The organism is Rothia sp. HMSC071B01, from assembly GCF_001808945.1.
Taxonomy (GTDB): Bacteria; Actinomycetota; Actinomycetes; order Actinomycetales; family Micrococcaceae; genus Rothia.
The window spans coordinates 18,722-45,081 of sequence record NZ_KV795073.1 but is presented as its reverse complement, the minus strand read 5'-3'; the positions used below and the strand labels follow the sequence as shown (position 1 = coordinate 45,081).

22 protein-coding genes are annotated in these 26,360 nt (G+C 59.6%); 16 read left to right on the top strand and 6 right to left on the bottom strand.

The features are described from left to right. Positions 1 to 382 (bottom strand): alpha-amylase family glycosyl hydrolase (locus tag HMPREF2527_RS05125; protein ID WP_246824778.1); only part of this gene is annotated, 382 nt, incomplete at its 3' end. A 71-nt stretch (positions 383 to 453) separates the two neighbouring features. Next, entirely contained in the window at positions 454 to 1,332 is an 879-nt protein-coding gene (locus tag HMPREF2527_RS05120) for an endonuclease/exonuclease/phosphatase family protein (protein WP_070506880.1), read from the bottom strand. Between the two features lie 417 nt (positions 1,333 to 1,749). Here HMPREF2527_RS05120 and HMPREF2527_RS05115 point away from each other — a divergent pair, with 417 nt between their 5' ends. The 5 genes from HMPREF2527_RS05115 (at position 1,750) to HMPREF2527_RS05095 (ending at position 9,407) form a co-directional block, all read left to right on the top strand. After that, positions 1,750 to 3,387, top strand: a complete 1,638-nt coding sequence (locus HMPREF2527_RS05115; RefSeq protein WP_070506878.1) for an alpha-glucoside-specific PTS transporter subunit IIBC — start codon at positions 1,750 to 1,752, stop codon at positions 3,385 to 3,387. Positions 3,388 to 3,622: 235 nt separating this feature from the next. Next, complete coding sequence (locus tag HMPREF2527_RS05110) at positions 3,623 to 4,441, top strand: MurR/RpiR family transcriptional regulator (RefSeq protein WP_005505083.1); 819 nt, start codon at positions 3,623 to 3,625, stop codon at positions 4,439 to 4,441. Between the two features lie 87 nt (positions 4,442 to 4,528). Then, a complete protein-coding gene (locus tag HMPREF2527_RS05105; RefSeq protein WP_012903100.1) occupies positions 4,529 to 4,987 on the top strand; it encodes a hypothetical protein in 459 nt (152 codons plus the stop codon). Between the two features lie 123 nt (positions 4,988 to 5,110). Further along, positions 5,111 to 9,112: a DEAD/DEAH box helicase gene (locus HMPREF2527_RS05100; protein ID WP_070506875.1), complete on the top strand. Its 4,002-nt coding sequence runs from the start codon at positions 5,111 to 5,113 to the stop codon at positions 9,110 to 9,112. Then, on the top strand, positions 9,105 to 9,407 hold the full coding sequence (locus HMPREF2527_RS05095; protein ID WP_096741047.1) for a hypothetical protein: 303 nt from the start codon (positions 9,105 to 9,107) through the stop codon (positions 9,405 to 9,407). The genes HMPREF2527_RS05100 and HMPREF2527_RS05095 overlap by 8 nt, the downstream gene beginning before the upstream one ends. Before the next feature lie 89 nt (positions 9,408 to 9,496). Here the strand turns inward: HMPREF2527_RS05095 and HMPREF2527_RS05090 are convergent, their stop codons facing one another. Next, positions 9,497 to 9,682 carry an FmdB family zinc ribbon protein gene (locus HMPREF2527_RS05090; protein ID WP_005505091.1) on the bottom strand — a complete coding sequence of 62 codons (186 nt, stop codon included), beginning with the start codon at positions 9,680 to 9,682 and terminating at the stop codon, positions 9,497 to 9,499. Positions 9,683 to 9,909: 227 nt separating this feature from the next. Next, positions 9,910 to 10,584, bottom strand: a complete 675-nt coding sequence (locus HMPREF2527_RS05085) for a 5-formyltetrahydrofolate cyclo-ligase (protein WP_138187167.1) — start codon at positions 10,582 to 10,584, stop codon at positions 9,910 to 9,912. A 351-nt stretch (positions 10,585 to 10,935) separates the two neighbouring features. Here HMPREF2527_RS05085 and galU point away from each other — a divergent pair, with 351 nt between their 5' ends. The 7 genes from galU (at position 10,936) to HMPREF2527_RS05050 (ending at position 18,940) form a co-directional block, all read left to right on the top strand. Beyond that, positions 10,936 to 11,844, top strand: a complete 909-nt coding sequence (gene galU, locus HMPREF2527_RS05080) for a UTP--glucose-1-phosphate uridylyltransferase GalU (RefSeq protein ID WP_012903104.1) — start codon at positions 10,936 to 10,938, stop codon at positions 11,842 to 11,844. Positions 11,845 to 12,163: 319 nt separating this feature from the next. Continuing rightward, on the top strand, positions 12,164 to 13,798 hold the full coding sequence (locus tag HMPREF2527_RS05075) for a hypothetical protein (RefSeq protein WP_070506870.1): 1,635 nt from the start codon (positions 12,164 to 12,166) through the stop codon (positions 13,796 to 13,798). A gap of 428 nt (positions 13,799 to 14,226) precedes the next feature. Continuing rightward, positions 14,227 to 14,727 (top strand): DedA family protein, encoded by a 501-nt coding sequence (locus HMPREF2527_RS05070; protein ID WP_070506867.1) that lies wholly within the window; start codon positions 14,227 to 14,229, stop codon positions 14,725 to 14,727. Between the two features lie 96 nt (positions 14,728 to 14,823). Then, positions 14,824 to 15,996, top strand: a complete 1,173-nt coding sequence (locus tag HMPREF2527_RS05065) for a LysR substrate-binding domain-containing protein (protein ID WP_141744450.1) — start codon at positions 14,824 to 14,826, stop codon at positions 15,994 to 15,996. 38 nt (positions 15,997 to 16,034) lie between these two features. Next, on the top strand, positions 16,035 to 16,532 hold the full coding sequence (locus HMPREF2527_RS05060) for an NUDIX domain-containing protein (protein ID WP_005505097.1): 498 nt from the start codon (positions 16,035 to 16,037) through the stop codon (positions 16,530 to 16,532). Then, entirely contained in the window at positions 16,532 to 17,710 is a 1,179-nt protein-coding gene (locus HMPREF2527_RS05055) for a glycine betaine ABC transporter substrate-binding protein (RefSeq protein ID WP_070506865.1), read from the top strand. Before HMPREF2527_RS05060 ends, HMPREF2527_RS05055 begins: the two co-directional genes overlap by 1 nt. Before the next feature lie 6 nt (positions 17,711 to 17,716). Next, on the top strand, positions 17,717 to 18,940 hold the full coding sequence (locus tag HMPREF2527_RS05050) for a pyridoxal phosphate-dependent aminotransferase (RefSeq protein WP_012903111.1): 1,224 nt from the start codon (positions 17,717 to 17,719) through the stop codon (positions 18,938 to 18,940). A 121-nt stretch (positions 18,941 to 19,061) separates the two neighbouring features. Here HMPREF2527_RS05050 and HMPREF2527_RS05045 read toward each other — a convergent pair whose 3' ends face one another. Beyond that, positions 19,062 to 19,322, bottom strand: coding sequence for an exodeoxyribonuclease VII small subunit (locus HMPREF2527_RS05045; RefSeq protein ID WP_049341827.1), 261 nt, complete (start codon positions 19,320 to 19,322; stop codon positions 19,062 to 19,064). Positions 19,323 to 19,386: 64 nt separating this feature from the next. After that, a complete protein-coding gene (gene xseA / locus HMPREF2527_RS05040) occupies positions 19,387 to 20,688 on the bottom strand; it encodes an exodeoxyribonuclease VII large subunit (protein ID WP_070506862.1) in 1,302 nt (433 codons plus the stop codon). 155 nt (positions 20,689 to 20,843) lie between these two features. Here xseA and HMPREF2527_RS05035 point away from each other — a divergent pair, with 155 nt between their 5' ends. The 4 genes from HMPREF2527_RS05035 (at position 20,844) to HMPREF2527_RS05020 (ending at position 26,343) form a co-directional block, all read left to right on the top strand. Next, positions 20,844 to 22,067 carry a dehydrogenase gene (locus HMPREF2527_RS05035; RefSeq protein ID WP_070506860.1) on the top strand — a complete coding sequence of 408 codons (1,224 nt, stop codon included), beginning with the start codon at positions 20,844 to 20,846 and terminating at the stop codon, positions 22,065 to 22,067. Positions 22,068 to 22,094: 27 nt separating this feature from the next. After that, the gene (locus HMPREF2527_RS05030) at positions 22,095 to 23,180 is read left to right on the top strand and encodes a 4-hydroxy-3-methylbut-2-enyl diphosphate reductase (protein WP_012903115.1); all 1,086 of its coding nucleotides are present in this window, start codon (positions 22,095 to 22,097) and stop codon (positions 23,178 to 23,180) included. Between the two features lie 253 nt (positions 23,181 to 23,433). Then, positions 23,434 to 24,579 (top strand): low temperature requirement protein A, encoded by a 1,146-nt coding sequence (locus HMPREF2527_RS05025; protein WP_070506857.1) that lies wholly within the window; start codon positions 23,434 to 23,436, stop codon positions 24,577 to 24,579. Positions 24,580 to 25,389: 810 nt separating this feature from the next. Further along, positions 25,390 to 26,343 carry an ABC transporter ATP-binding protein gene (locus tag HMPREF2527_RS05020; protein WP_070506855.1) on the top strand — a complete coding sequence of 318 codons (954 nt, stop codon included), beginning with the start codon at positions 25,390 to 25,392 and terminating at the stop codon, positions 26,341 to 26,343. The last annotated feature ends 17 nt before the right edge of the window (positions 26,344 to 26,360 follow it).

The window sequence follows — 26,360 nt, the reverse complement described above, 5'->3', positions numbered from 1 at the left end:
AGTAGTCGCGGTAGGGGTTGTCCTTGGAGGAGCGTGCCTGCTTGAACCATTCGTGCTCGTCGGAGCTGTGGTTGACGACCAGGTCCATCATGAGCTTGATGCCGTGCTTGTGCGCGGTTTCGAGCAGCTCATCGAAGTCTTCCATGGTGCCGAACTCGGCCATGATGGCGCGGTAGTCGGAGATGTCGTAGCCGTTATCGTCGTTCGGGGACGCGTAGATGGGGGAGAGCCACAGCACCTGAATACCCAGGTCGGCGAGGTACGGAATCTTCTCGGTGATGCCGGGCAGGTCACCGATGCCGTCGCCGTTGGAGTCGTTGAAGGAGCGGGGGTAAATCTGGTAGACAACGGGTTCCTGCCACCACTGGGTCTGGGTCGTCATTGTTCTTCCTTCCTTTGGTATGGATGAGTGTTGTGCGGGGCCGCCCTATAGGCGGCTAAAGTCTGATGACCTTAGTGCTGGGTGGTGAGGGGCGTCAGGAGGCTCTGCGGTGCCCAGCTGGAGGGGTCAATCTCTAGTAGCAGACCGCTGTGGTCGGAGATTGCTTCGGGGGAGTTGTCACGGAAGACAACCGCGTGGGAGTTGACCGTGAGCAGTCGGTCGGCGAAGACGAAGTCGATGCGCTTGGCGTCCGTGCTGCCTTCCCAGCCGGCGATTTCGCGGTGGACGGTGTTCTCGCCGTCGGTGTGCTCCGCCAGGGAGCGGGTGTCAATCATGCCGCTGGAGGTGACCAACGCGTAGCCTTCATCGCTCAGGTGTGCTGCGGAGTTGAAATCGCCGCCGAGTAGTACCGGGGCGGTGCGGGCGCACTCGGCAAGCTCCTGCGAGAGGTGTGCGTATTCCTGCGCGAAGAGGGGTTCGCCGTCGAAGTCCCACCAGGACATGTGGGTGGTGGCGCACCAGAAGGTGCCCGTCTCAGTCTCGATGAGCGCTGCCTGGGCGGCGCGGCGCTGCACCTGGTGGTAGCCGTAGCCGGGGGACATATTGATGGGCTTGATACCGCGAATCGGCAGGCGCGAGAGGATAGCTACGCATTCGTCGTAACGGTCCCAACCGATGTGGGTTTCGGTGAGGGTCCACTCGTAAGTGGCACCCATTTCGTTGAGCGCCTGCACGAGCAGCAGGGCGTAGTTGTCTTCGCGGACCGGAATGCCCGCGCCGCCGCGGTAGTTGAGGGGCTCCTTCACCACGGGGGTGGAAGTGAGCTGGTTGACTTCCTGCAACGCAATGACGTCCACCTGCTGTTCAATGATGAACTTGGCGAGGGTATGGATCTTGGCAATCTGGTGGATTTCGCACCAGCTGTGCGTATTGAGGGTGAGGAAGCGCATGTATTAAGTCCGGGGTATGTGTGAGGTTGAAGAATGATATGTGCACCGCGCATTGAGGTGGCGAGTGTTTATGCACTCTGACCTATGGGTGCACTGTTTATGCTATCGATTCTGTGCGCTAGGTAATAGGGAAAAAGTCTCATCTGCAGCAAGTATTTTTAACCAGTGCCGGGATATGTTTCAGGTTCTGAAAAACTCTTTCAAAACTCACAGTTTTGGTACCTGTGGGCAGGTATGACCTGGCATTATTGTTTCTGTCTAAAACACATTCGGCATTTAGCGCACGCAGGATATGTGGCACCCGTCTCATATACTTTCGTTTGAGGGTATAAAGATGCGGTGTGACCATCGCAGGCTGGCAATGATCGCCAACCCCTGCGTCCGCTCACTCGACAACCCGAAAGGGCGTATAGCCTCATGATGGAAAAAGTACAGAGGTTCGGCTCTGCCATGCTGGCACCCGTTCTTCTCTTCGCATTCGCTGGCCTCGCGGTCGGTATCGCGATTATCGCGCAGAACGACCAGCTGATTGGCTTGGCCGCCGATAAGAACAACCTCTGGTCCCAGTTCTGGGCCGTATGGGAGTCCGGTGCGTGGACCGTCTTCAACCAGATGGAACTGCTCTTCGCGATCGGTCTGCCCATTGCACTGGCAAAGACCGCTAACGCACGTGCAGTGTTGGAAGCTGCAATGGTCTACCTGACCTTCAACTACTTCGTCGGCACCATGCTCAAGGTATGGGGCAAGGGCGGCACCGGTTTCTTCGACCTGGACTACACCACCGACATCTCTGAGAGCGCGGCAGGTACCGGTCTGAAGATGATCGCCGGTATCAAGACCATGGACACCGGTATCTTCGGTGCAATCATCATCTCCGCAATCGTGGTGTGGGCCCACAACCGCTGGTTCGACAAGAAGCTGCCCGACTTCCTCGGCGTCTTCCAGGGTTCCCAGTTCGTCTACGGCGCATGCTTCTTCCTGATGATGCCCATCGCCTTCCTGTTCTCCTGGCTGTGGCCCTACGCTCAGCACGGCATCTCCTCCCTGCAGGGCTTCTTCATCGCATCCGGCGCACTCGGCGTGTGGGTTTACACCTTCCTCGAGCGCTTCCTGATTCCGACCGGTCTGCACCACTTCATCTACTCCCCGTTCGTCTTCGGTAACGTTGTTACCCCGAACGGTATCACTAAGGACTGGCCGACCCACCTGACCGAGTTTGCAAAGAGCGACAAGCCCCTGAAGGAACTGTTCCCCGGCGGCGGCTTCGCACTGCACGGTAACTCCAAGGTCTTCGCACCCATCGGTATCGCAGCGGCGTTCTACACCACTGCTCGTCCCGAGAAGCGCAAGGAAGTTCTCGCTCTGCTGATTCCCGTCAGCCTCACCGCAATCCTGATCGGTATCACCGAGCCCCTCGAGTTCACCTTCCTGTTCCTGGCACCCCCGCTGTTCCTGGTTCACGCAATCCTGGCAGCATCCATGGCAGCAATCATGTACCAGCTGGGTCTGGTTGGTAACATGGGTGGCGGTCTGATCGACTTCCTGTTCCAGAACTGGATTCCGCTGTGGGCAAACCACTCCGGCACCTACCTCATGCAGATTGGTGTGGGCCTGTGCTTCACCGTCCTGTACTTCGTAATCTTCCGCTTCATGATTCTGAAGTTCGACTTCAAGACCCCCGGTCGTGAAGAAGACGGCGGCGAGACCAAGCTCTACAGCAAGGCAGAGTACAAGGCTGCTAAGGCTGCTGAGAAGGCCGGCGGCGCAGCTGCTCCCGCAGCTGACGGCGACCTCTACGCACCCCGCGCAGCAGGCTTCCTCGAACTGCTTGGTGGCGCAGAGAACATCACCACCGTGAACAACTGCGCAACCCGCCTGCGTGTCTCCGTTGCTGATGAGTCCCTCGTCAGCCCCTCGGATGCAGACTTCAAGAATGCAGGCGCTCTGGGTCTGGTCCGTAAGGGCAAGGCATTCCAGGTTATCGTCGGCATGGATGTTCCCCAGGTTCGCGAGCGTTTCGAGACCATGGTGAACGAAGCTAAGACCCTCTCCTAAGAGACCTCAGCTTTCAACCGCCTGACGGCATGACGCCTCATAAGGTATAGACTTCGCCGGCGGTATCGGGTAACACCGATGCCGCCGGCGAAGCTGTATTCAGGCTCGCATCCGTGCCCAAATCTGCTGGCATGCCCGCATAAAGTGAGAGATGACCGCCCACACCCACCCTGGCCGATGACTCTAGAGCGTGTACTATTTATATATTGCTCACCATCGGATTCAGGAGCTTTGAGTGGATTTACAAGACGTCGTGAATGCGAACCAGCACCGATTCAGTGAAACTGAACGGGAAATTTTGGCATTCATGCTAGAAAATGAAGAGTTCGTTGCGGAGTCAACGATCAACTCTTTGGCACATAAAACGTATACTTCGACCAGCTCAATTATCCGCCTGACGAAGAAGCTGAACTTCTCCGGATTTGCTGAGTTGAAGTACTTCATTAAGTCCTCTCTGAACCGCAGCGAACCCTTCAACCCGCGGTTCATTGAGAGCGGCCGCGAAGATATTCAGCGCACCTATGACTACCTCGAGCACATGGAGCTGAGCGGACTGCTCAAGCGCATCCATGAGGCTCGCACTGTGTACTGCTTCGGTACCGGCTACGCTCAGCGCAATGCTGTGCAGGAATTTACCAAGTCCATGCAGGTCTGCGGTAAGTTCTGCCAGGTCATCCCGGCACGTAATGAGTTCGAAAGCGCCATGAACAATATGACCCAGGACGACGTGGTCATCATTGTGTCCTTCTCCGGTCAGACCGAGAACATGCGCGAACACATTAAGATGCTGGCGCTACGCCGCATCCCCATGATTGCGGTGACCGCCATTGGCGTGAACTACATGTCCTCGCACGCCGAGTACTCCCTGCACTACCAGACGACCCCCACCCAGATCAGCACCCAGCGTAAGCCCTACTACTCTTTTGTTGCGCTGTCGGTGCTGCTGGACTACATCGTGCGCCGTTACATTGAACACGTTGAGAATGAGCGCCGCGAATCCCTACAGGACCAGGTGGATGACGCCCTCAACGCTGGGGATGAAACCGACGCCTGATAAGGCATTACTGTGCCCACCTGCTCCTTCACTCACTCCTCCTGAATCCGACCGAATCCGCCTGAGACCATCTGAAAGAGACACCCAGTGACCGCAATTTTCGCGCTCATCGAAAACACCGAGAAGATGCGTAAGTACCTGTTCTGGTACCTCATGATCATCCCCGCGCTGCTACTGCTGTGGATTGTGCTGGGTGCAGCGAACTCCCAGATGGACTTCCAAGCAGCCCTGAAGATTCCCTTCTTCACCGTGGCATTCCTGAACGCATGCCTCAGCCTGTTGCTGGGCGGCACCCTCAAGCTCGCGGGTGCAGAGAACGAACGCACCGAACGAGCCTACGCCCTGTACCTGACCATTCTGTTGGTCATCATCGGTAACCTGCCCGGCGCGATTCTGAGCTTCTTCCTCTTCCGCTCCCTGCGCTTCGGCAACCTGGAAGGCGAGCTGGCGCCCAAGTACCGCTGGGCGCTTCTGCCCGCCCTGGTCTTCTACGTACTGGTGACCGTAGTGCTGCTCGTCGCCAACATCGCAATGTGGTCGAAGTAAGCACCCGGCGTATTAAGCACATCGGCGCATTAAGCACGCAGGCGCGCACTGACACCCGCCCCGCTTGAAACACAGCATGAGGCACACCGGGCAGAGGACCCCGGAAGAACCACCATCTTCGGTGTGTACGCGCAAACGTACACCGCACTGACCCACAAGGACACTCACGACGTGAACCAGATTCCCGAGCCTACCGACGCGCAACACGCACCCGGCGCCCCGGCTGATACCGCTCAGCCCGCCGCAGCCGCCGCGACCTCAGCAGAGGAAACCCACGAAGTAGCCGACGAAATCAACATCGCCGAGCTGCCCGCACACCTGAACCCCGCCCACGAGGACTTTGACCCCTCGGCGGGGCTTGAGCGCTGGGCGGAACAGATGGACGTCTACACCGGTCCCGACGCGATGCTCGACTTCAACCAGGTCGACTACGTGCACATCGACCTGTCCGAGGCGAACCCCTCCGGCCTGGCACAGCTGCTCGCCGGACGTAAGACCCGCCTCTCCACGATTCTGCGCGACAAGTCGCAGCTGGAGGCGGGCATGCGTTCCGCACGCACCCTGCGCACCAAGATTTACGAACTCGCCACCGACCACGGCCTGGACTCCGGCTACTTCGTGGCGGGTACCGCCTCCTGGCTGTCGCACGACACCCGCGAGGATGCTGCCGCCTACGAGAAGCGCTTCATCGCGCCGATTCTCATGGCGCCGCTGAGCATCACCCCGCACCCGAAGGACGACGACTTCGAGCTGCGCCTCGCCGGTTCTGCACGCCTGAACCCGGCGATGGTCCGACAGATCAAGCAGGAATACGGCATCGACCTGGGCACCATGGATGTGGCGCAGTTGGCGAACTCCATGTCCCGTCTGGACCCCGAGCCGGTCATTGAACGTATGCGCGCCTCAGCAGGCTGTATTCCGGGCATGACCATCGAGTCGAAGTACTTTATCTCCACTTTTGCTGACCTGAAGGAAAGCCTGGGCGAGCTGCCGCACACCGCCATCACCCCGCTGGTTCGTGACCTGGCGGCGCTGAAGGTGCCCGGCGTGAAGCCGCGCGAGCTCAACGCCCACAACCTGCAGCCGCCCCTGGACCAGCGTGACCCGGCAGAGGAAATGCTCCTGCTGGACGCGGATGCGAACGCCCAGGAAATTGTCGACACCGCGGTCAGCGGATTCTCCTTCACCATCACTGCGGCGCCCGGCACCGAGCCGCTGCGTACCGCCGTGAATATTGCATCCGCCCTGATGGGTCGCGGTAAATCCGTGCTCGTGGTGGGCGAGAAGCGCTCCACCCTCGCTGAATTCTCGGCGTTGCTCAAGCGCACCGGTATTGAGAGCCTGCGCTACGACCTGCTTGCCGAGCACGATGCTGAGGCTCAGCGCGCCGAGTTCATTCGCGCAATCGTGCGTAATGAGGGCGCCGAAGAGCCTAACTCTGAGGACCTGAACGAAGAGCTTGTGGCGACCCGTGCCGCGCTGCTCGACCACACTCGTGCCCTGCTGAACAAGGACGCCAACTGGCAGATTTCTGTCTACTCGGCGCTGCAGCGTCTGGCTGAGCTGACCGCCTCCGAGGACGGCCCGGCAACCCGCGTGCGTTTTGACCGCCCTATGCTCGATTCGCTCTTGGAGCGTGAGCAGGTGCGTGCCGAGCTGGTGCGTCTGGGTGAGATTGATGGTTTTGCGGCGGCTTCGCGCACCTCCCCGTGGTACCGTGCCCGCCTGGTCAATGACGAGGAAGCCGCCGAGGCGTACGCCCTGGTCATTACCCTCAAGTCCTCCCTGCTGAACCTGCGTGAGGCGATGAACCAGACCAGCGCCATGCTGGGTCTGCGCCGCGGCCGCACCATCGCTGAGTGGGAGTCGCAGCTGGCGATTCTGATGCGTATCCGTGAGACGCTCAAGCGTTTCCGTGCGGATGTCTACGACCGCCCGGTGACCGACCTGATTGCGGCGACTGCCTCCGGTTCGTGGCGCCGTGAGAACGGCATCGAGATGAGCAGTATGCAGCGTTCCCGCCTGCGCCGTGCGGCGAAGGAATACATCCTGCCCGGCGTGAATATCGGTGACCTGCACGAGCAGCTGAAGGTGGTTCAGGCTGAGCGTGCCGAGTGGATTCGCCACATTGAGGCGCCCCGCACCCCGCAGATTCCGGAGAACCTGGACCAGCTGGCTGCAGCCCTGAACTCTCTGGTGTCTGAGCTGGCGGGTCTGGGTATTGTTCTTGCGGATACCATTGAGGGCACCGACTTCGTGCGCACCGACCTGGATGCTCTGGATGCGCGCCTGGATGCCCTCATGGCGGACCGCGTGCTGCTCATGACCCTGCCGGAGCGTGACGCCCTGACTCAGAAGCTGCGTGAGCGCGGCCTGTCGGAGTTGCTCGATGACCTGTACGCGCGTCAGGTTCCGACTGAGGTTGTTTCCGATGAGCTGGAGCTTGCCTGGTGGCAGTCTGCCCTGGAGTTCTTGCTGCAGCATCACGAGGGTAAGCTGCTGGATGGCGACCGCCTGCGCGATACGGAGTCCCGTTTCCGCCGTGCCGACTACGCCCACATGACCAGCGCCCCGGCGCGTCTGCTGGCGAAGGTTGCGCGCGTGTGGACCGAGCGTATTGAGTCTGAGCACGACCAGGCGGCGTACCTGAAGAGCCAGCTGCGCGGCTACGAGTTCGTGCTCGAAGAGCTGCTGACTCACGCCCCGGTCATGGCGCGTACCCTGTTTCCGCTGTGGACGGCGAGCCCGTTCGCCCTTGCGCGTAAGGTTCCCGCCTCCATGCGTTTTGATACGGTGCTGCTGCTGGACTCCGAGTCGACCCCGCTGGCGGCGAACCTGCCGGCGATTACCCGCGCCGACCAGGTGATTGCCCTGGGCGACCCGCACTCGGGTTACCCCTCGCCGTTCATCGTGTCTGCGCCGACTTTCGGCGCTCCCGAGCCGACCGACGAGCAACTGGACAGCACCTTCGACGTGCTCGCTACCGTACTGCCCAACCGCACCCTGGCGATGCTGCACCGCAGCATGGACCCGGTGATTCTCGACTACCTGAACCGTGAGTTCTACGGTTCGCAGCTGCATGCGACTCCGGTGAGCCGCGCCTCCGCCCAGCCTGCCGGTTCGCTGACCGTTGAGTACATTGATACTCGCGGTAAAGTGAGCGATAACGCGAACCTGGATTCGCCCGGTGTTGAGGTGGAGCGCGTGACAAACCTGGTACTGGAGCACGCCTACCGTACCCCGGACCGTTCGCTGGCGGTTGTGACGGCTAGCCCGAAGCACGCTCAGCGTGTGGCTGAGTCGGTGCGTCACGCCCTGAGCCTGTACCCGCAGCTGGGGCCGTTCTTCGCCGCTGGTGAAGAGTCTTTCCGCGTGGTCGACCTGACCCGCGCCGAGACCCTCGAACGCGATACCGTGATTTTCTCCCTGGGTGTGGGTCGTGCCCGCCTGGGTCAGGCGTCCTACGATTTGGGTCAGCTGTCTGCTGAGCACGGTCGCCAGGGCTTTGTGGTGGCGTTGACTCGTGCACGCCGTGCCCTGCGCATTGTCTCGTGCATTGACCCCTCCGAGCTGGACCCGCAGAAGCTGCATCATGGCGCGGTGGATTTCTACCACCTGCTGCGTGAACACGCGGAACGTCAGGCGCGTGAAGAGGTGGAAGCGAAGGCACAGCGCGTGCCGGAGACCCTGCCGCGTAACGCGTTCTTGGCCGTCGACGACGCGGACACCCCGGATTTGGGCGACTGGCTGCTGAACGATTTGGTGGCGCGTCTGCAGGCTCGCGGTGTGCGTGTGACCCGCGGTGAGGGCGATATCGCTCTGATTGCGCACGCCCCGGAGAAGCTGGCGGCTGAGCCGGTTCCCGCGCTGGGTGTGGCTCCCGTGGTCTCTTCGAACCCGAGTGTTCCGGCGGCTATGCCGCTGGTGGCGTGCTCCGATGGTGAGCCGAATTATGCGCGTGCTTCGGTGCGTGAGCGTACCCGCCTGGTGCCGGAGCGTCTGAGCCGCACGGGCTGGAACTACATTACGCTGGGCACCCTGGAAGTATTTGCTGATCCGGACGCCGTGGTGGCGCGCGTGCTGCACTACCTGGATATGGACGAGGATGCTGAGGTTCGTGGCTAGTTATTCGTCAACGCCGAAGCCTCGCCGTGGACACCGCCGCGTGAGCGGCGGCGGCTCGGTGAGCGGGGCTGAGCCTCTGCTGGTGGGTGTGACGACGCCTCCGGTGGTGGCTTCGGGTACCTCGTCTGCCGCGGGTGCTTCCGCGAAGAAAACCGGTGCTCAGCAACAGAACCCCCAGAAGGCCGGTACCAAGAAGGCGACCGCTTCCGCGCAGCCGCTGGCCCCGGAGGAGCGTGAGCGTCTGGAATGGATGCGTCAGCAGCGTCCTCCGCACTGGGGTAACAATATCGTGTAGCGCATCCGTACCGGGAGTGCTTCTTAAACGCCGAGGGGCGGGGCAACCTGTGTTGCCCCGCCCCTCTTTTGGCTGGTGTGGAACCCCGTTTAGGAGTTGCCCTTGTCGGTGCTGTAGAAGCCGGAACCCTTGAAGGTCACGCCGACGGTGTTGTAGCGCTTGCGCAGGGTTTCTTCGCCGCACTGCGGGCAGACGCGCAGTGCATCGTCGCTAAAGGACTGGCGCTGTTCAAAGACGTGATTGCAATTCTTGCACTGGTAAACGTAGACCGGCATATTGTCCTTCTGTATCGATTTTTCGTTGAGCGGGTTTAATAACAGTGGTTTGAGTGTACCGCTTTTGAAACGCTCTGGGCTATTTGCGGTTTCTTCTCAAAAAGCTATTTCTGGTTTCTTTTTGCCTTTTTCCTGAGCGATTTTGGTCGTGTGTTCCTGCATATCTTTGAGCTTTTGCATGAAGATTTGGGGTGTCAATCAGGAGGTGGGCGGTGCTGGTCAACCGGCTACATCGGTGACTGCTGAGAGGTGCGGAAAACGCCTTCTTCGGTGAGGATGACTGGCAGAATAGCGTCCCACTGGTCGTAGGGAATAGCTTCATAAATTTCATCGGCAAAGACCACGCCGATGCTCTGCTCCTTCAGCTGCTGTGCGCTGAGCAGGGGGATAATGCGGTCATAGTAGCCGCCTCCTTGACCGAGGCGGTGCCCGTCAGCATCAAAGGCGAGAGCGGGGACGAGGCGCACATCGGCGTTCACGAAGGCTCGCTCGTCCTGTTCTTCGCCTTCGGGTTCGGGGATTCCCATGGGGCTGAGCGGGTGCTCGACGGCGGGATCCCAGTGCACCCAGGCGAGTTTGCGGCCGGGACGCACGACGGGCACGAGGATGCGGTGTCCGTCCTTGTGCAGGCGGGTTAGTGCTTCGATGATGGGCGGTTCGGACTTGGTGGGCAGGTATGCCGCAATGGTGCCGGGGGAGTGGAGGCGCTGCGCGACCGCTTCAAGAATGTGGTGGGTGAAAAGGTCAGCTATCTGCTGCTGGTCGTGTTCGCCGCGGTGGCTGCGTGCGGTGAGGCGGCGGGGGCGAATCTGAGAGCGGAGAATGTCTTTATCCAGGGAGATATCTTCTGCGCTGGCACCGGTATCGGAGTTGCTGGTGGCGGCTGCGGTATTGAGAGGCATGGTGTGTCCCATCGTCTTTGCGGGTGAGGTCTTATGCGGGGTGGAGGAGAGTGGCTCTATGGCCTAGTTTGGCTGGTTTGAGTCGTGGTGCCTCCGCGTTGAGAGGCGTTCCGAGGTGGGGTGAAAACATCCTTATGGGCGGCAAAAAGCAACCTACTCTGCTGGGCTATAGAATCTACTTTTTAGTATAGGGATTGCAGAAAATAGCATTGGGTTTCGAGGAACGTATTTTCTCTACAACCCGAAGAATGTACCTTCACCGATATGTAGTTAGTCACGTTGAAGATTTTTTCACGTCATAGTGTCGATAAATCAGCTTAAGTACTTTACAACTTAGGGTATTCTTGTGGCATGGCTACTGAAATTAAGTCTGTTACTAAGGCAGTTATTCCTGCTGCTGGTCTGGGCACCCGATTCCTGCCCGCCACGAAGGCAACCCCCAAGGAAATGCTCCCCGTCGTTGATCGCCCCGCGATTCAGTACGTGGTGGAGGAAGCAATCCGTGCCGGTCTGAATGACGTTCTGATGATTACCGGCCGTAACAAGCGCGCTCTCGAGGATCACTTCGACCGCGTTCCCGTTCTGGAGCAGCAGCTCGCTGAGCAGGGTAAGGACGCTCTGCTCGCTTCTGTGGTAGCTACCAATGAGATGGGCGGCGACCTGCACTACGTGCGTCAGGGCGACCCCAAGGGCCTGGGCCACGCTGTTCTGCGCGCAAAGCGCCACGTTGGCGATGAGGCATTCGCTGTTCTGCTCGGTGATGACCTGATTGATGAGAAGGAAGACCTGCTCTCCCGCATGGTGGAGGTCCAGGAGCGCACCGGCGGTTCCGTCGTTGCTCTGATGGAGGTCCCCCGCGAGGCTATTTCCGCTTACGGTGCAGCTGCTATTGAGGCTGTTGAGGGCGAAGACGGTTTCGTGAAGATCACCGGTCTGGTTGAGAAGCCCGCTGCTGATGAGGCTCCCTCGAACTACGCTGTGATCGGCCGTTACGTTCTGAGCCCGAAGGTCTTCGAGGTTCTGGAGAACACCGCTCCGGGCCGCGGCGGCGAGATTCAGCTGACTGACGCTCTGCAGACCCTGGCTCAGGGTGAGGGCGAAGGCGAAGGCGTCTACGGTGTGGTCTTCTCCGGCCGCCGTTTCGACACCGGTGACAAGCTGTCCTACCTGAAGGCAAACGTTATTCTTGCTGCTGAGCGTCCCGAGTTCGGTGACGACCTGCGCGCATGGCTGAAGGACTTTGTCGCAGAGAACTGCTAATTACTCTGCATTCGCTCTCTGATGAGGGCAACCGATAAATACCAACCACGCTGAGGAAGGCGTTCTTTCTGGTGGGGCGTTAGCCCTGAGGGAGGGCGCCTTCCTTTGCGTCGTTCGTGTCCGTTATGTGCGTGGCGTGCTACTGGGTGAGGGTCCAGAGTGTGTCTTGTGCAGGGACGCAACGACGTCGTAGTGCGCATATTCCTTCTGGGGTATATGCGCATATCCAGCCCGATTCTTGCCGCTTATGGAAAGCATTGGGAATATAAGGGTATGATTAAAGTCTAGGGATAAAGGGACGATAGAGGGCGACCTGAATATGACGCTTTTGAACACCTCCGGTGTGTTGGTAATTCTGACCGTGATTTTGCTGCTGTGGTTTGTGCCCAGGAGCCTCCGTCGCGCGCCCGCTGGTCCCTCCGTGGAGCCCGAGCGTCCCCTGATTAGCGCCGAGCGTACCGCTGAGGACATTCTCGCCTCTGCAGGCGTGCTGCTGAATGAGTCGGAGGCGTACCAGTCTTCCGATCATGCGGTGGCGCCGGGTACCTCCCTACCCTCTTCTGCTCTTCCACAGGCTTCTTCCCGTTCCTCTCACGCCGTAGAGGATGCTGTTCAGCCTGCCCCGGATACGGCTTCTATTTCGCAGATTCGTGATTCTTCCCCGACTGCTCCCTACACCGATGAGATTCCGGTGGTGGAGGAGTCGAAGCCCTCGCCGCTGTCCTACTTTGATACCTCGAGCCTGAGCGGTATCGCCCTGCTGGTTGCGGCTGGTCTGGGCGTGCTTGCCCTGGTGACCGGTCTTCTGGCGCTCTTTGGGGTTCTGGCGTGGGGTTGGGCTGTTCTCTTCCTGATTCTTGCTGGCGGCGCGTGGGCTGTAAGCCGTTTTGGTCTGCTGGAGTCTCTTGGCAACCAGATTAAGGCGAACCGCGATGAGCGGCGCGCCAAGGCAGAAGCAGAAGATGCCGAGGGTACTGACGCTGAGGCGTATGAAGAGTCTGACGACGAAAAAGCTTACGATGACGCTTCTGAGCCTGTAGAGGATACTGAAGCGCCGGAAGCTGAAGCTGTCGAAGAGCCTGCACATCAGGCTCGCCCCGCAACCCGTGAGACTACTGCCCGCAACGTGAGCCGTGAGGCGGCACGCCCGAGCCGTGCGCACATTGCGGTGGAGTCCTCCGATGAGGCTCCCGAGGCGGCTCCTCGTGCGGAAGCGCCTGCTGCGGCACCTGCTCATTCTTCTCGTCCCGTACCTGCCCGTTCTGCCCGCCCGGCGGAGGCGCCCGCAGGTCACCGTCAGGAGCGCCGCCAGCAGCGTCCGAGCCGCTTCCAGCCGATTCGCCGCGGTAGCGTGCTCTTTGACCAGGAGAGCGGTTCTGTTGCTTCCTCTGCTAGTGCACCGCGTACTGCTGCACAGCCTCAGGTGGCTCAGGCTCCGGTTGTTCCGAGCCAGCCCGCTCAGCCCCAGCACACTCAGCCCGTGCCGTCTGCTCAGCCTACACATCCTGCTCAGGCACCTGTGGCTCCCGCTCAGCCGGTAGCACCTCAGCCTGCGCAGGTTGCCCAGGCGCCTGCCGCTCAGCAGCAGGCTCCCGCACAGCAGCCGGCTATTCAGCCGGCCCAGCCGGTGGCTCGCCAGGCTCTGCGCGATGGTTCGCCCGTCCGCCAGGCGCCTGCGGCACCTGCTACTCAGGCTCCCGCTCAGCCGATTCCCGAGGAGATTCCTCTGCCGGACGTCCTGGATGATTCCGAGTTCGATGCTCTGGATATTGCGTCCCTGAACGACCCGGCGCTCTCGACCGGTGCTACGGCGAGCGGTGGTGTTCGTTCGACGAACCGCCATCCCGGTGCTGGCTCCTCCTTTGAAGCAGTCAGCAACACCTGGAATCCGGTTCAGCTGCCCAAGCCGCTGAGCGCTCTGCACCGCCAGGACAAGAATCAGGGTAAGAAGTAGACTTTGCTCCAGACACGCATAAAACCCCGACAGTTCACACTGTCGGGGTTTTGTTTTGCTGGGAATGTGCCTCTGGAAAGGAACGAATAAAAAGAAAAGGAACCCCATCAGCGGGGTTCCTTTTCTAGCATCACACACAGGAAGAAAGTCTTCTAGACCGATTAGGAAGGCCTTCCCACAAGACCTGCCTTATTCGGTAATAAAAATATATCCTAATTCCCGTGCGGGTGACAAGCCGAAAATAGCGACACCCTGTCAATAAACTAAGGTTTACCTAAGTAAAATCCGCGCCATTGCAGGCGACAAGGGGCAACAGCCCCCGGCAAAAAAAGTTTAAAAAAATTTTCTGGCCCCTCCAAAAGTCGAATAAGAAGCCTCAAAAAACCTTCAATCAGGTCAATATCGCCCACTCATGAGAGAATAGCCGGGTGAAAGATTGGTTTGACGCACTCCCGATTGAGGTTGCCCTAGCTTTCATGTGGGTGGTCGGTATCGTCCGCACCAGCATCGTGTACGCTCTTGGCGCGCTCGCTGCTGAAGGCGGCGCCCGCCTCGACCGCATCCGCAAAGCCATGGACAGCCCCCTCTACCGTAAAGCGCGCCGCTTGATTAACCGGTGGGGCGTTATTGCCGTGCCCCTCTGCTTTCTCACCGTGGGCCTGCAAACCGCGGTCATCATCACGACCGGCTTCACGAAAATGCCTCTGCGCCGCTGGGTTCCCGCGATGCTGGTTGGAACCTTCATGTGGGCGTGTATTTACACCACCATCGGCTTCGCAATTCTTGCGGCCCTCGGCCTGGAGCCGTGGATGTTCCCCCTCGCCCTTGCCATTGTTATTACGGTGATGGTCATTGTGGCTCAGTTGCGCGAACGCCGCATTAACCACGAAACCGTTGAGAACGCTCCGGAGAGCATCACCGAGAACTAGCCCTCCCGGCGACAGGGGATAGGGGTGCTATCTCACCGGGTTGAGGGCGCTCACCCGACCCCAATACACCCGCCCAAGATGTGCTAGCGTGGAGGGATGAGTTCATCCGCATCCTCCACCGCAGGCACCCTCGAAGAGCAGCCCGTCAACGACTCTGCCCTCACCGCAATCGACCCCGAGCAGAACGCGCCCGAAAACGCTACCGACCAGGTAGAAAGCGAAGCTCCCACCCGCGTGTACCTGCATCCCGAGCAGCTGGCGATGATCCAGACCCCGGAGGCTCTGCCCATCCCCGTGCTGCAGCGCTCCGTGCTGCGCATTAGCTACGTGCCCGCGATTATGCCCGGCAAGTGGTTCAACCGCTGGCACGAGCGTTTCGGCGACCGTGTGCAGCTGGCGGAGGTACCCGTGCGTGAGGCGCGCGGCCTGGACTCCCTGCATCAGGACCTGTGCCTGATTGACCCTGCCCTCAACTCTGCGGAAGAAACTGCCTCCGAGGCGCCCGCTGAGGATAGCGTCGAGGCTACCGAGCACGCACCCATCGCGCGTAAGGCTGTGCCCGAGAATCCCTTCGCGCACATGAGTATTGTGCGCCCCGACCGTGAACCGGCAAGCGCCGACGGCGAGAAGTACCACAGCATCCGCCTCTACGAGGAGCTGCCCGTGGTCATTCTGCCGGTGGACCATGTGCTCACCGTGCTTGATGAGGTGCCCGTGGAGGAGCTTGCCGAGGAGTTCCTGCTACAGCCCGCCTCCAATATTCCCGCTTATGAGGAAGTCTCCCGCGCATGGCGTGAGAGTGCCGGTCGCATCGTGCCCGAGGGTCTGACCGATAAGGAAACCATCGAGCTGGTTGCCGCCGGTGTGGGTCTGTACATTGTGCCCATGTCCATTGCGCGTTTCTACCACCGCAAGGACCTCACCTACCGCCCCGTTGCGGGTCTGGACACCTACCCGGTGCACCTGGTCTGGCCGCGTGCCCCCAAGGGCGAGCCGCGCAGCGAAGAGCTCGAGGCGCTCCTGCAGGACTTCATCGGCATTGTGCGTGGCCGCACCGCAACCAGTGAGCGTGGTAGCGAAACCCGGCAGGCACGCGCCGAACGCATCGCCGCTGAAAAGGCAAAGGAAAAAGCGAAGGCACGAGCCGCCAACGCCCGCCGCGAAGCACGCGATAAAAAGCGCGCCAACGCCAAGAAAAACGGTAACGCGCGCCAGCACGCTCGACAGTCCGCCAAAGCCGCCAGCGCACGCCGCGGCAAGAAACGCTAACGAACGATAGACGGTAAAATCAAACCATGGCATTAGCAATGGAAACCCGACCCGCAGCCTACGCAGTGATCATTGAGCAGGGCAAGCTGCTCATGACCCGCTGGGTTCCCGAAGACCGCGCGCTCAGCCCCCTCTGGTCCCTGCCTGGCGGCGGCATGGAACCCGGCGAACAGGCCGACGAAACCGCGCTGCGAGAGACCCTCGAAGAGACCGGTTACAGCGTCGCCATTGAAGACATTCTGGGCGTGCACGCCGGACACTTCCCCGTGCGTTCCACCCAGAAAGACCCGCAAGCGCTACCCTTCTGCGCCCTGCGGGTGGTTTTCCGTGCCCACATTGTCACCGGCGAACTGCGCCACGAAATCAACGGATCCTCCGACACGGCACGCTGGGTACCCATCGCTGAGCTGGACACCATCCGCTACGGCACCCTCATCGACGAGGTCGCCTCCATGATGGGCTACTCCAACGCCGCGAGCTGGGCACGCGAATACCGCGAATTTCTTGCCGATGAAAACGCACGGAAGCTTCCCTAATGAACCGACGAACCCTCACCCGCCGTGCGGCGCTCACCTCCCTGGCGCTCATGCCGCTGCTTGCCGCTTGCGGGAATAATGACGCAACCCCGCAGGTGGACCCTTCCGCATCCAGCTACGGTACCCTGCGTATCGGCTACGGTGCCCTGCGTGAAATGCGCGCCGTGGCGCACGTGTACGCGCGCGCCCTGCGACAGGTTGGCTACTCCGTTGAACTTGTTGACACCGACAACAGCCGCGCTACCGCCCTGCGCGGGCTCATGGTTCCTTCGGCTAACTCAGCCACCCCTACCGCAACTCTGCCCGACGATGAGGAAAGCAGCACCGCCGCCGCGCTTGAATCGTTGGACCTGGTCATCGACTACAGCGGAGACCTGCTGCTCTACCTGACCGACGACGGCAAAATCAGCCCCGCCGCCGCGCAGAACGAACGTATTGCCGCCTCCGTGAGTGCCTCCGCTCAAGCCGCAGGCGTGACCCTGCCCCCGGCAGCTACCCCCACCGCGGAGGAGAGCGCCGCCTCCGCGCATGCTACGGACGCAACCGCGAGCCCCACCGCAAGCTCCACCCGCTCCGCAGACCCCATCAACCTGCGCGCCATGAGCACCACCGACATGACCAACGCCATTTCGCGCATCCTGCCCGAAGAGCTCATGCTCCTCAACGGCGCCCACGCCACCAACAAGGATGTACTGGTTACCACCCGCGCCGTGAGTGCCCGCCACAAGCTCAACTCTCTCGCGAACCTGCGTGAGGTGCAGTCTTCCCTGGCGTTCTCCATTCCGACCGGGTACTCCAGCGGCACCTACGGTGTGGATTCTTTGCGTAGCCTTTACCGCTACCGTGTGCACGACCCGAAGATCCAGGACGACCCCGCCGAGCGAGTTAAAGCCCTGACCTCCGACACCGTACAGGTGACCCTGCTGCACAGCAGCGACTCCGCGATTGAAGAGAACCGCCTGGTCACCCTGGAAGACCCGTCAACGGCACTTTTGCAGCAGCAACTGGTGCCCATTATCCGTCGTACCCTGCCAGATAGCGCCAGGACGGCAATTAACCGCGTATCATCTACATTAGACACGGGTAACCTCTCGTTCCTGCTACGTCTGACTAGCGGTTCCAACCCCATCGCAGATGACGACGCAGCACAATTCATTTTGGATCACCCTAGAAAGTAAATCATCATGACGAAGTACCGTCAGTCCTCAAAGTTGAGTAACGTCCTGTACGACATCCGCGGCCCCATTCTGGACGAGGCCAATCGCATGGAAGCGATGGGCCACCGCATCCTCAAACTGAACATCGGTAACCCCGCGCCCTTCGGCTTTGAAGCGCCCGACGCGATCATGATGGACATCATTCGCCACCTGCCCGAAACCCAGGGTTACTCCGACTCCCGCGGCCTCTACTCGGCACGTACCGCCATTGTGCAGCACTACCAGAACCGCGGCATCATGAACCTCGACACCGACGCCGTCTACCTCGGCAACGGCGTGTCTGAGCTGATCCCGATGACCCTGCAGGCACTGTGCGAGACCGGCGACGAAATCCTGGTTCCCATGCCTGACTACCCGCTGTGGACCGCATCCACCGCGCTGGTTGGCGGCAAGCCCGTGCACTACCTCTGCGATGAGGAAAACAACTGGTACCCGGATATTGAAGACATCAAGTCGAAGATTACCGAGCGCACCAAGGGCATCGTGGTTATTAACCCGAATAACCCCACCGGCGCTGTGTACCCGCGTGCAATCCTGCAGCAGATCGTGGACGTGGCACGCGAACACGGTCTGGTTGTGTTCTCCGACGAAATCTACGAAAAGATCACCTACGACGGTGCTGAGGCCATCAACATGGCTTCTCTAACCGGCGACGACGTGCTCTGCCTGACCTTCTCCGGTCTGTCCAAGGCATACCGCGTCTGCGGTTACCGTGCGGGCTGGGTCGCTATCACCGGCCCGAAGAAGGACGCCTCAAGCTACCTTGAGGGTATTCACCTGCTCGCCTCCATGCGCCTGTGCTCCAACGTTCCGGCGCAGCACGCAATCCAGACCGCGCTCGGCGGCTACCAGTCCATTAACGAGCTGATTGTTCCCGGCGGTCGCCTGTACGAGCAGCGTACCCTGGCGCACAAGATGCTCAACGAGATTGACGGCATCAGCTGCACCAGTGCGGACGGCGCACTGTACCTGTTCCCGAAGATTGATGTTGAGCGCTTCGACATTACCGACGACGAGCAGTTCGCCCTGGACCTGCTCAAGAGCCAGAAGATTCTCTTCAGCCACGGCCGCGCGTTCAACTGGAAGGACCCGGACCACTTCCGCCTGGTGTTCCTGCCCGATACGCAGACCCTCACCAGCGCCCTGGAGCGCCTGGGTAACTTCATGGCTGACTACAAGCAGAAGCACTAGCCCTGCCACCTCTGCTACATATAGACAGAAATAGCCTGCCCCGCAGTTCTGATGAGCTGCGGGGCAGGCTATTTCTGTTTGACGGCTGGCGGATGTGCCAGAACGGGTGCTGGAAGTGGCTTTAGTTTGCCGGGCTCTCCTGACCGCCCTGCTGTGCACCGCGTGCCGCGTTCAGGCGCTCCTGCGCGCCCTGCAGCCACGCCTCGCAGCGGGCGGCAAGCGCCTCGCCACGCTCCCACAGTGCGATGGAAGTCTCCAAGTCGCTGGCGCCGGACTCCAGCTGGCGCACGACCTGCTCCAGCTCGGCTCGCGCCTGCTCGTAGCCGAGGGTTTCGACGGGTGCGCCCAGCTCGGCGCTGTTGAAGCTAATGTTCTCGCTCATTGAGGAACCTTTCAGGGGTAAAACTTAGGGGTAAAAACTAGGGGTAAAACGTAGGTATCGGGGTTTAGGAGATGTTTGAGGGGTCCGTGGAGGTCACGGTCGCCTGCGCCGAACCGGTCGCCGCACGCACCGTAATCTGCTCGCCCTCGCTCAGCGCCGAAGCGTCACGCACAATAGCACCCGCGGCATCCTGAACAATGGAGTAGCCGCGGTTCAGCGTCTGCGCGGGAGAGAGCGAACGCACCCGCGCCAACGTGTGCGACAGGGTAGCCGACTCACGCTCCAGACGGTGCTGCACCGAACGGTGAGCGCGCTCGCGTAGCTGGCTCAGCTCCTCCACACGCATGAGCAGGGAAGACTCCGGGTGGGTGAGCACCGGGCGGCTCCGCAGCTGCGCAATGTAGTTCATCTGCATGCCCACGTAGCCAAGTACCGCACGGTCCAGGCGGGCGCGGGCCTCGGTGATGCGGGCGGTTTCCTCCGAAATATCGGGCACAATGCGCTTACCCGCATCGGTGGGGGTGGAAGCGCGCAGGTCGGCGACCGCATCGAGGATGGGGGAGTCCGCTTCGTGGCCGATTGCCGAGACCACCGGAGTGGTGGCCGCCGCGACGGCACGGATGAGCACCTCCTCGGAGAAAGGCAGCAGGTCTTCGAAGGAGCCGCCGCCTCGGGCGATGACGATGACGTCCACCTCCGGGTGGGCGTCCAGTTCGGCGAGAGCTGCAATGACCTCAGCTGCCGCGCCCTCACCCTGAACGCGGGTATTGCGCACCTCGAAGACCACGCCGGGCCAGCGCAGGGAGGCGTTGCGGATGACGTCCTTCTCCGCGTCAGAATCGCGACCGGTAATCAGACCCACACGATTCGGCAGCATGGGTAGCGGCTTCTTCCGGGCGTCAGAGAACAGCCCCTCGGCGGCGAGAGCTTCACGCAGACGCTGCAGCTGCTCGTGCAGGTTGCCGGTGCCGACCGCGTACACTTCCTTGCCGATGAGGGAGAGCTTGCCGTTCTTCCACAGGCTCGGCTTGGCGCGGGTGACGATGCGAGCGCCTACGGTCACATCAGCCGCCAGGCCGCTACCGGCACGCCCGAAGAGCGCGAGGGTGAAGGAGAAGTCTTCGTTGAGGTCTTTAAGCTCCATGAAGACGTTGCCGCCGCGGCCGTTGAGGGAGGCGACCTGCGCCTCCACCCAGAGCTCGGGAACCTTGTCCACGTAGTTTTTGAGGTTCTGCGCGAGCAGGGCGAGGGGCCAGGGGTTGGTGGCGGTGGTTTCCTGAGACTTCCCGGGAAGCTGCCGCTCGTGCACGGGCGGCACCACCAGTGCGGGTGCCGGCTGCACTGCGGAGGGGTTGTAGAAGTTCATGCCTTCTATTGTCCCTGATTGGTCGGTTATGCGCCTGCGCACAGGTCAGCCTGGCGACTCGGGTAGCTTGCACACAGTGCAGGCAGAACTTAGCTTCTGGCGCATTCTGCGGGTCCGAATCGGCTTTGAACACCGTGAGCGGGTACCCTAGGCTCATGCGCTCACCCGATCAGTCAGCACATCAGAACAACGCCCTCAACACCGCCGCGGCTTCGTCAGCGGCGGGTACTGGCGCGCACAACTACCCGGCGGACGCGACCCGAGTCGTCGACACCCGGATTACCCGCACAGACGGCTATTACACGGGCGGCTACTATACGGCGGATGAAGACACGACCCTGCTGCAGCCTACCCGCATGCTCGGTCACACAGCAACCCCCACCAAGGCTGAGTTGCAGGCCGCCCCCGAGCCTCCCTTCGCGGCGGGCTTGCGGAGGTTCCTGACCGTTGTGCTGTGCGCCCTTGCCCTGGTGACCGGTCTGGGTGCAACCGCGGGTGCCTGGGTGAACTCCAAGCTCATGTCAGAGCGTGGTTTCTCGCAGATTTCCTCCAGCCTGGCGGAGGATTCGCAGCTTGCTTCGCGCATCGCGGACGGTGCGGTCGAAGACCTCATGAACTCCGAAGCTATGACAACCTTCCTCGACGGCACCAAACAAAGCGGCTTATACTCCATTCTTGTAAAGCCGACACAAGACGGCATACGTTCCCTGCTCAACCGTTCCGCGGCTGAGCTGTCAAAAACTGAAGAATATCGAAGCCTCTGGAAGGAAGTAGCCGAGGAAACTCGCCGCTACAACCTCGAACACCAGGACGGTCCCGCCGTCATTGTGCTCACCCCCTTTTACCGTGCGTTGGATGCGAAGGTCGGCTCTATCGGCTCCTTCGACCCGGACCTGACGAAGCTCGGCCCTGAAACCCTCAATATTGACCGGTTGAAGGACGGCAACAACCAGCAGGAGCAGCAGGAGTGGTTCCTGCACGCCGGCATTAACCGTGCCGCCGCGCTGGGCAAGTCCACCATGCCACTGACCATCATTGCGGCGCTGAGCCTGCTGCTGGCTACGTTGCTGGCCCCCAGGCACCGCATCCTGGTGCCGGTGGTCACGGCTCTGCTCTACGCCCTGCTGGGCTGGGGCGCCGCAGCCTGGTTTGGCGGCCAGAGCCCTGAAACCCTGGGAATTACCAGCCACAGCACCGCCGGAACGGCGCTGATTACCGGGGCATGGAACCAGCTTGCACCGTCACTGACCGGGCACTTGCAGGCGGCGGCAAGCTACGGGCTGGTCCTGGCGATCCTCGCCCTACTGCTCGGTATTCTGATTCGCCTTATCGCCCTGGGACGTAGCCCTGCGAGCGGTGCCACAGTCATCACACACTAAAAGTCCGAACAACGTAGGATAGTAACCATGTCCACTGAAACTATTGCCCTGGGCCTGCCGCCCGTACCCCGCGAGCGCCGCAGCCGCGCCGACGTTGAAGCCGCCGCACCCGTCACCGGTGAGAAGAAAGTCCTGCTCGCCACCCCGCGCGGTTACTGCGCAGGCGTTGACCGTGCCGTGATTGCTGTTGAGAAGGCGCTGGAGCACTACGGTGCGCCCGTCTACGTGCGCAAGCAGATTGTTCACAACCGCCACGTGGTGGAGACCTTGGAAAAGCAGGGCGCTATCTTCGTTGATGAAGTGGATGAAGTTCCCGAAGGTTCCGTGACCGTGTTCTCGGCGCACGGCGTGTCCCCGGCGGTGGTTTCCGCAGCCGGCGACCGCTCCCTGAACACTATTGACGCGACCTGCCCGCTGGTGAACAAGGTGCACCGCGAGGCTGTGCGCTTCGCCAAGCAGGACTACGACATCCTGCTCATCGGTCACACCGGCCACGAAGAGGTCGAGGGTACCGCCGGTGAGGCGCCCGAGCACATCCAGATCGTGAACTCGCCCGACGAGGTGGATCAGGTGACCGTTCGCAACCCGGAGAAGGTCGTCTGGATTTCTCAGACCACCCTGTCCGTGGATGAGACCCTGGAAACCGTGGCGCGTCTGCGTGAGCGTTTCCCGTCTCTGCAGGATCCGCCTTCGGACGACATCTGCTACGCAACCTCCAACCGCCAGGGCGCCATCAAGGAGATTGCTCCGCGCGCTGACCTGGTCATTGTGGTTGGCTCGGCGAACTCCTCGAACTCCGTGCGCCTGAAGGAAGTAGCACTCGAATACGGCGCTAAGCGTGCCGAGCGTGTGGACTTCGCACACCAGGTGGACGAGTCCTGGTTCGAGGGCGTGGCAACCGTGGGCCTGACCTCCGGCGCGTCCGTGCCCGAGGTTCTGGTTCAGGAGGTACTGGCCCTGCTCGCCGAGTACGGCTACAACACCATCGAAGAGGTGGAGACCGCGAAGGAAGACATTCTCTTCTCCCTGCCGAAGGAACTGCGTTCCGCCCTGAAGAACGATGAGAACGTGGGCCGCCAGCTCGGTGGCCGCGGCGCTAAGCCCACTCGCTAATACTTTTTAGCTTATGACCCCGTGTCCTCTTCCCCCGTGTGGGGAGAAGACACGGGGTCTTTGTATCTGATATGTGGGGAAGCACTGTTTGGGACGGCGGTACGCGCCGGTCTACTTGGTGCGGTGCAGCAGACCGGTGGCCTGCTTAAGGACCTGACGATTCGCGCCACATGAAGTTATTTAAGAATCTCCGTCTCTTTCAATGCCATTGTTGTGTTATAATAAATTGTATTTCTAGTAGAAAGGTCTTAAGGTGACAACTCTTATTGAACATAAACGTGTAGAATTTTCAGAACTATTTTATGACCTAGTGTTTGTTTTTGCAATTTCAAAAGCAACTGCTTTAATTCACCCTCTTCATGACGGTGTTGTGGCTTGGGATTCTTTACTTGATTTCTTCATCTCTGTCATGGTTATCATCAATGCCTGGATGATTCAAACCATTTATACCAATCGCTATGGAACAAACTCGTTATTTAATATGGTAATCATGTTTACCAACATGGGACTTATGCTCTTTATATCCAATATGATTGGATACAATTGGCAACAATGGTTCTATTATACCTGTTGGGCTGTTGGTACATTAACCCTTACCTTATTTTTTCAATATTTGGTTCAGTTTTTTAGAGAATCAACCGATAATACTGATCGGGAAAGCATCAAAGGTTTTCTATGGTTAACAGGTCTACAAAGTTTAGGAGTCTATCTGGCAGCTCTTTTCCCTATTTACGTTGGAGTCTATATCTTTATTGCTAGTATTCTGCTAACATTTATTGTGCCAATTTTCTTGATGACTAAAGATGAGCATTTCCAGGTAAATCTTCCCCATTTAATCGAGCGCGTCTCCCTTCTTGTCATCATTACGTTTGGAGAGATGGTTATTGGGCTAGTTAACTTCTTTACAGTTGAGAATTTCTCTATATATTCGGTTCTTAATTTCGTTATCATGCTTTCTCTGTTCTTGTTTTATTTTGGTGAATTTGACCATGCTATTGACGAAGGATCCAATCAAAAGGGAGTATTTATAATTTATAGTCACTATCCTATTTTCATTGGGCTTATGTTGATGACAGTTTCGATGGGTTATCTCCTGAATCCCGAGGCTAATCTTCTCGTTGCAATCAGCTTCTTTTATATCGGAATTGGCCTCTTCCAAGCTGCTGTCCTAGCAAATGGGCCCTATAACAAAAACTATCTTCGCTATCCGAGAAGTTACTACTGTGTCCAAGCGACACTCTATCTGGTTGCCTTGATTCTCTCTTTGCTTTTCGCTTCTAATGCTATAACAGTGTTGAGTATTGCAACCATTTTTACTCTAGCTATAGCTAGTCATTTTATTTCTTTCTGGGTTACACGTACTAAACAATATTCCGTGTCTTACTGGGGGTTCTTCTAATTAATTTATAAAAACAAAAAAGCCTTGGCTTCCAAGGCTTTTTTGTTTTTATAAACTAAATTTGTCCATCATTTGTTTATCAACTTCCTTTCCAGACATATCTAATCTGATGACACTATCCGCATCATCTCCAATCATATTGAGATACTCTAGATGAGAACGGAAGTTTTCTATCTTCCCTTCCAATAAATAGAGGGCCAGAGTGTCGATGTAGCCGTCTTCATACTGCTCACCTGCATCTACAAAGGACTGATACTTACCGAAACCCTTTTCTATGTCCTCAATAAACTCTTACTAATGAGCTTCAAGTGGTGAGTCTGGTTGTGTGGGCGGCTATCTTCCTGGGCGTTTCTGCCCTGCTGATGCGCCGCGCAACCCGCCGCTAAATGCTTCTTCCCGCCGCAGTCTCAAGAGTTCCGTAGTATCAGGGGCTCCCGAGGCTGCGGCGGAAGCCGTACCCGCTCACACCGCATCTGCTAACACTGCCGCGCCGCGTCCTGGAAACTGGTGCGAGTGAGTTCGTGGTGAAGGATACGGGTTCCCCGTGTGGGGAGAAGACACGGGGTCTTTGTATCTGATGTGCGGGATGCACGGATAGGGACGCTAGCGCAGCTTCACGTTCACGCTACGCGGGGGAATGCCCCCTCTGCGGCGCCCCAACAACGATTGGCACAGGCGCCTTGAGGACGGAGCCCCCGCTTCGCGTAACGGGCCGCGACGCTCGCATATCCTCAACTCATGACATTTGTCATGGGCAGCTCATGACACTCTGTACCGCACCGGTGCGAAAACCGGCGGTGTAATAGAAACATGAACACCGCAGCACTTCAGAATAGCAAGCAAAACACCGCAGAAACCGTTATTTCCGCCCGCTCCCTCCGCCAGGTTTTCTCCACCCGCGCGGCAGGCACCGTGGTCGCCGTCAACTCGATTGACCTGACCGTCAAGCGCGGCGAAATCATCGCACTGCTCGGCCCCAACGGCGCCGGCAAGACCACCCTCATCGACATGATTCTTGGTCTGACCCAGCCCAGCGGCGGCGAGTTGAGCGTCTTCGGTCGCAACGCCTCCGAGGCGGCACGCGCCGGTCTACTCGGTGCGGTTCAGCAGACCGGTGGCCTGCTCAAGGACCTGACGATTCGCGCCACGGTTGAGATGATTGCGGCGCTGTACCCCAAGCCTATTGACGTGGATGAGGTACTCGCCGGCGCCGACCTGGCCGAGATTGCTAAGCGTAAGGTCGGCAAGTGCTCGGGCGGTCAGCAACAGCGTCTGCGTTACGCCCTGGCGACCATGCACTCGCCGGAACTGCTGATCCTGGACGAGCCGACCGCCGGCATGGACGTGAATGCGCGCCGCACCTTCTGGGAGCGCATGGAAGCCATCGCCGAGCGTGGAACGACCATTCTTTTTGCGACGCACTACCTGGAAGAAGCACAGAACTTCGCCCAGCGCATCGTGCTCATGGAATCCGGCTCCATCATCGCTGACGGCTCCTCCGACGAGATCCGCGCCCTGACCGGCCACCGCCACCTTTCCTTCCTCGCACCCGCACCCATCACCGACCTGGATGTGCCGGTCGAGGTGACCGAAGAGTCCGGCGGGTACCGCCACCGCATCTCCGTACTGGAGATTGAGCAGGTACTGCGCACTCTGCTGAACAACTACAGCATCAGCGACCTGGAGGTCACCAAGCCCTCCCTGGACGAGTCCTTCACCCTGCTGACCGAGCAGGCCGCCGCCTCCAAGGCAACTGAAGCCTAAACACTAGACCGCCTCAA

Excerpts from the sequence above, each read along its gene's own strand:
- HMPREF2527_RS05060 (WP_005505097.1), top strand. The coding sequence starts at position 16,035 with ATGGAAACCCGACCCGCAGCCTACGCAGTGATCATTGAGCAGGGCAAG.
- HMPREF2527_RS05045 (WP_049341827.1), bottom strand. The coding sequence starts at position 19,322 with ATGAGCGAGAACATTAGCTTCAACAGCGCCGAGCTGGGCGCACCCGTC.
- HMPREF2527_RS05120 (WP_070506880.1), bottom strand. The coding sequence starts at position 1,332 with ATGCGCTTCCTCACCCTCAATACGCACAGCTGGTGCGAAATCCACCAG.
- HMPREF2527_RS05075 (WP_070506870.1), top strand. The coding sequence starts at position 12,164 with ATGACGCTTTTGAACACCTCCGGTGTGTTGGTAATTCTGACCGTGATT.
- HMPREF2527_RS05090 (WP_005505091.1), bottom strand. The coding sequence starts at position 9,682 with ATGCCGGTCTACGTTTACCAGTGCAAGAATTGCAATCACGTCTTTGAA.
- HMPREF2527_RS05020 (WP_070506855.1), top strand. The coding sequence starts at position 25,390 with ATGAACACCGCAGCACTTCAGAATAGCAAGCAAAACACCGCAGAAACC.
- HMPREF2527_RS05055 (WP_070506865.1), top strand. The coding sequence starts at position 16,532 with ATGAACCGACGAACCCTCACCCGCCGTGCGGCGCTCACCTCCCTGGCG.
- HMPREF2527_RS05050 (WP_012903111.1), top strand. The coding sequence starts at position 17,717 with ATGACGAAGTACCGTCAGTCCTCAAAGTTGAGTAACGTCCTGTACGAC.
- HMPREF2527_RS05035 (WP_070506860.1), top strand. The coding sequence starts at position 20,844 with ATGCGCTCACCCGATCAGTCAGCACATCAGAACAACGCCCTCAACACC.
- HMPREF2527_RS05085 (WP_138187167.1), bottom strand. The coding sequence starts at position 10,584 with ATGCCTCTCAATACCGCAGCCGCCACCAGCAACTCCGATACCGGTGCC.
- galU (WP_012903104.1), top strand. The coding sequence starts at position 10,936 with ATGGCTACTGAAATTAAGTCTGTTACTAAGGCAGTTATTCCTGCTGCT.
- HMPREF2527_RS05030 (WP_012903115.1), top strand. The coding sequence starts at position 22,095 with ATGTCCACTGAAACTATTGCCCTGGGCCTGCCGCCCGTACCCCGCGAG.
- HMPREF2527_RS05065 (WP_141744450.1), top strand. The coding sequence starts at position 14,824 with ATGAGTTCATCCGCATCCTCCACCGCAGGCACCCTCGAAGAGCAGCCC.
- HMPREF2527_RS05115 (WP_070506878.1), top strand. The coding sequence starts at position 1,750 with ATGATGGAAAAAGTACAGAGGTTCGGCTCTGCCATGCTGGCACCCGTT.
- xseA (WP_070506862.1), bottom strand. The coding sequence starts at position 20,688 with ATGAACTTCTACAACCCCTCCGCAGTGCAGCCGGCACCCGCACTGGTG.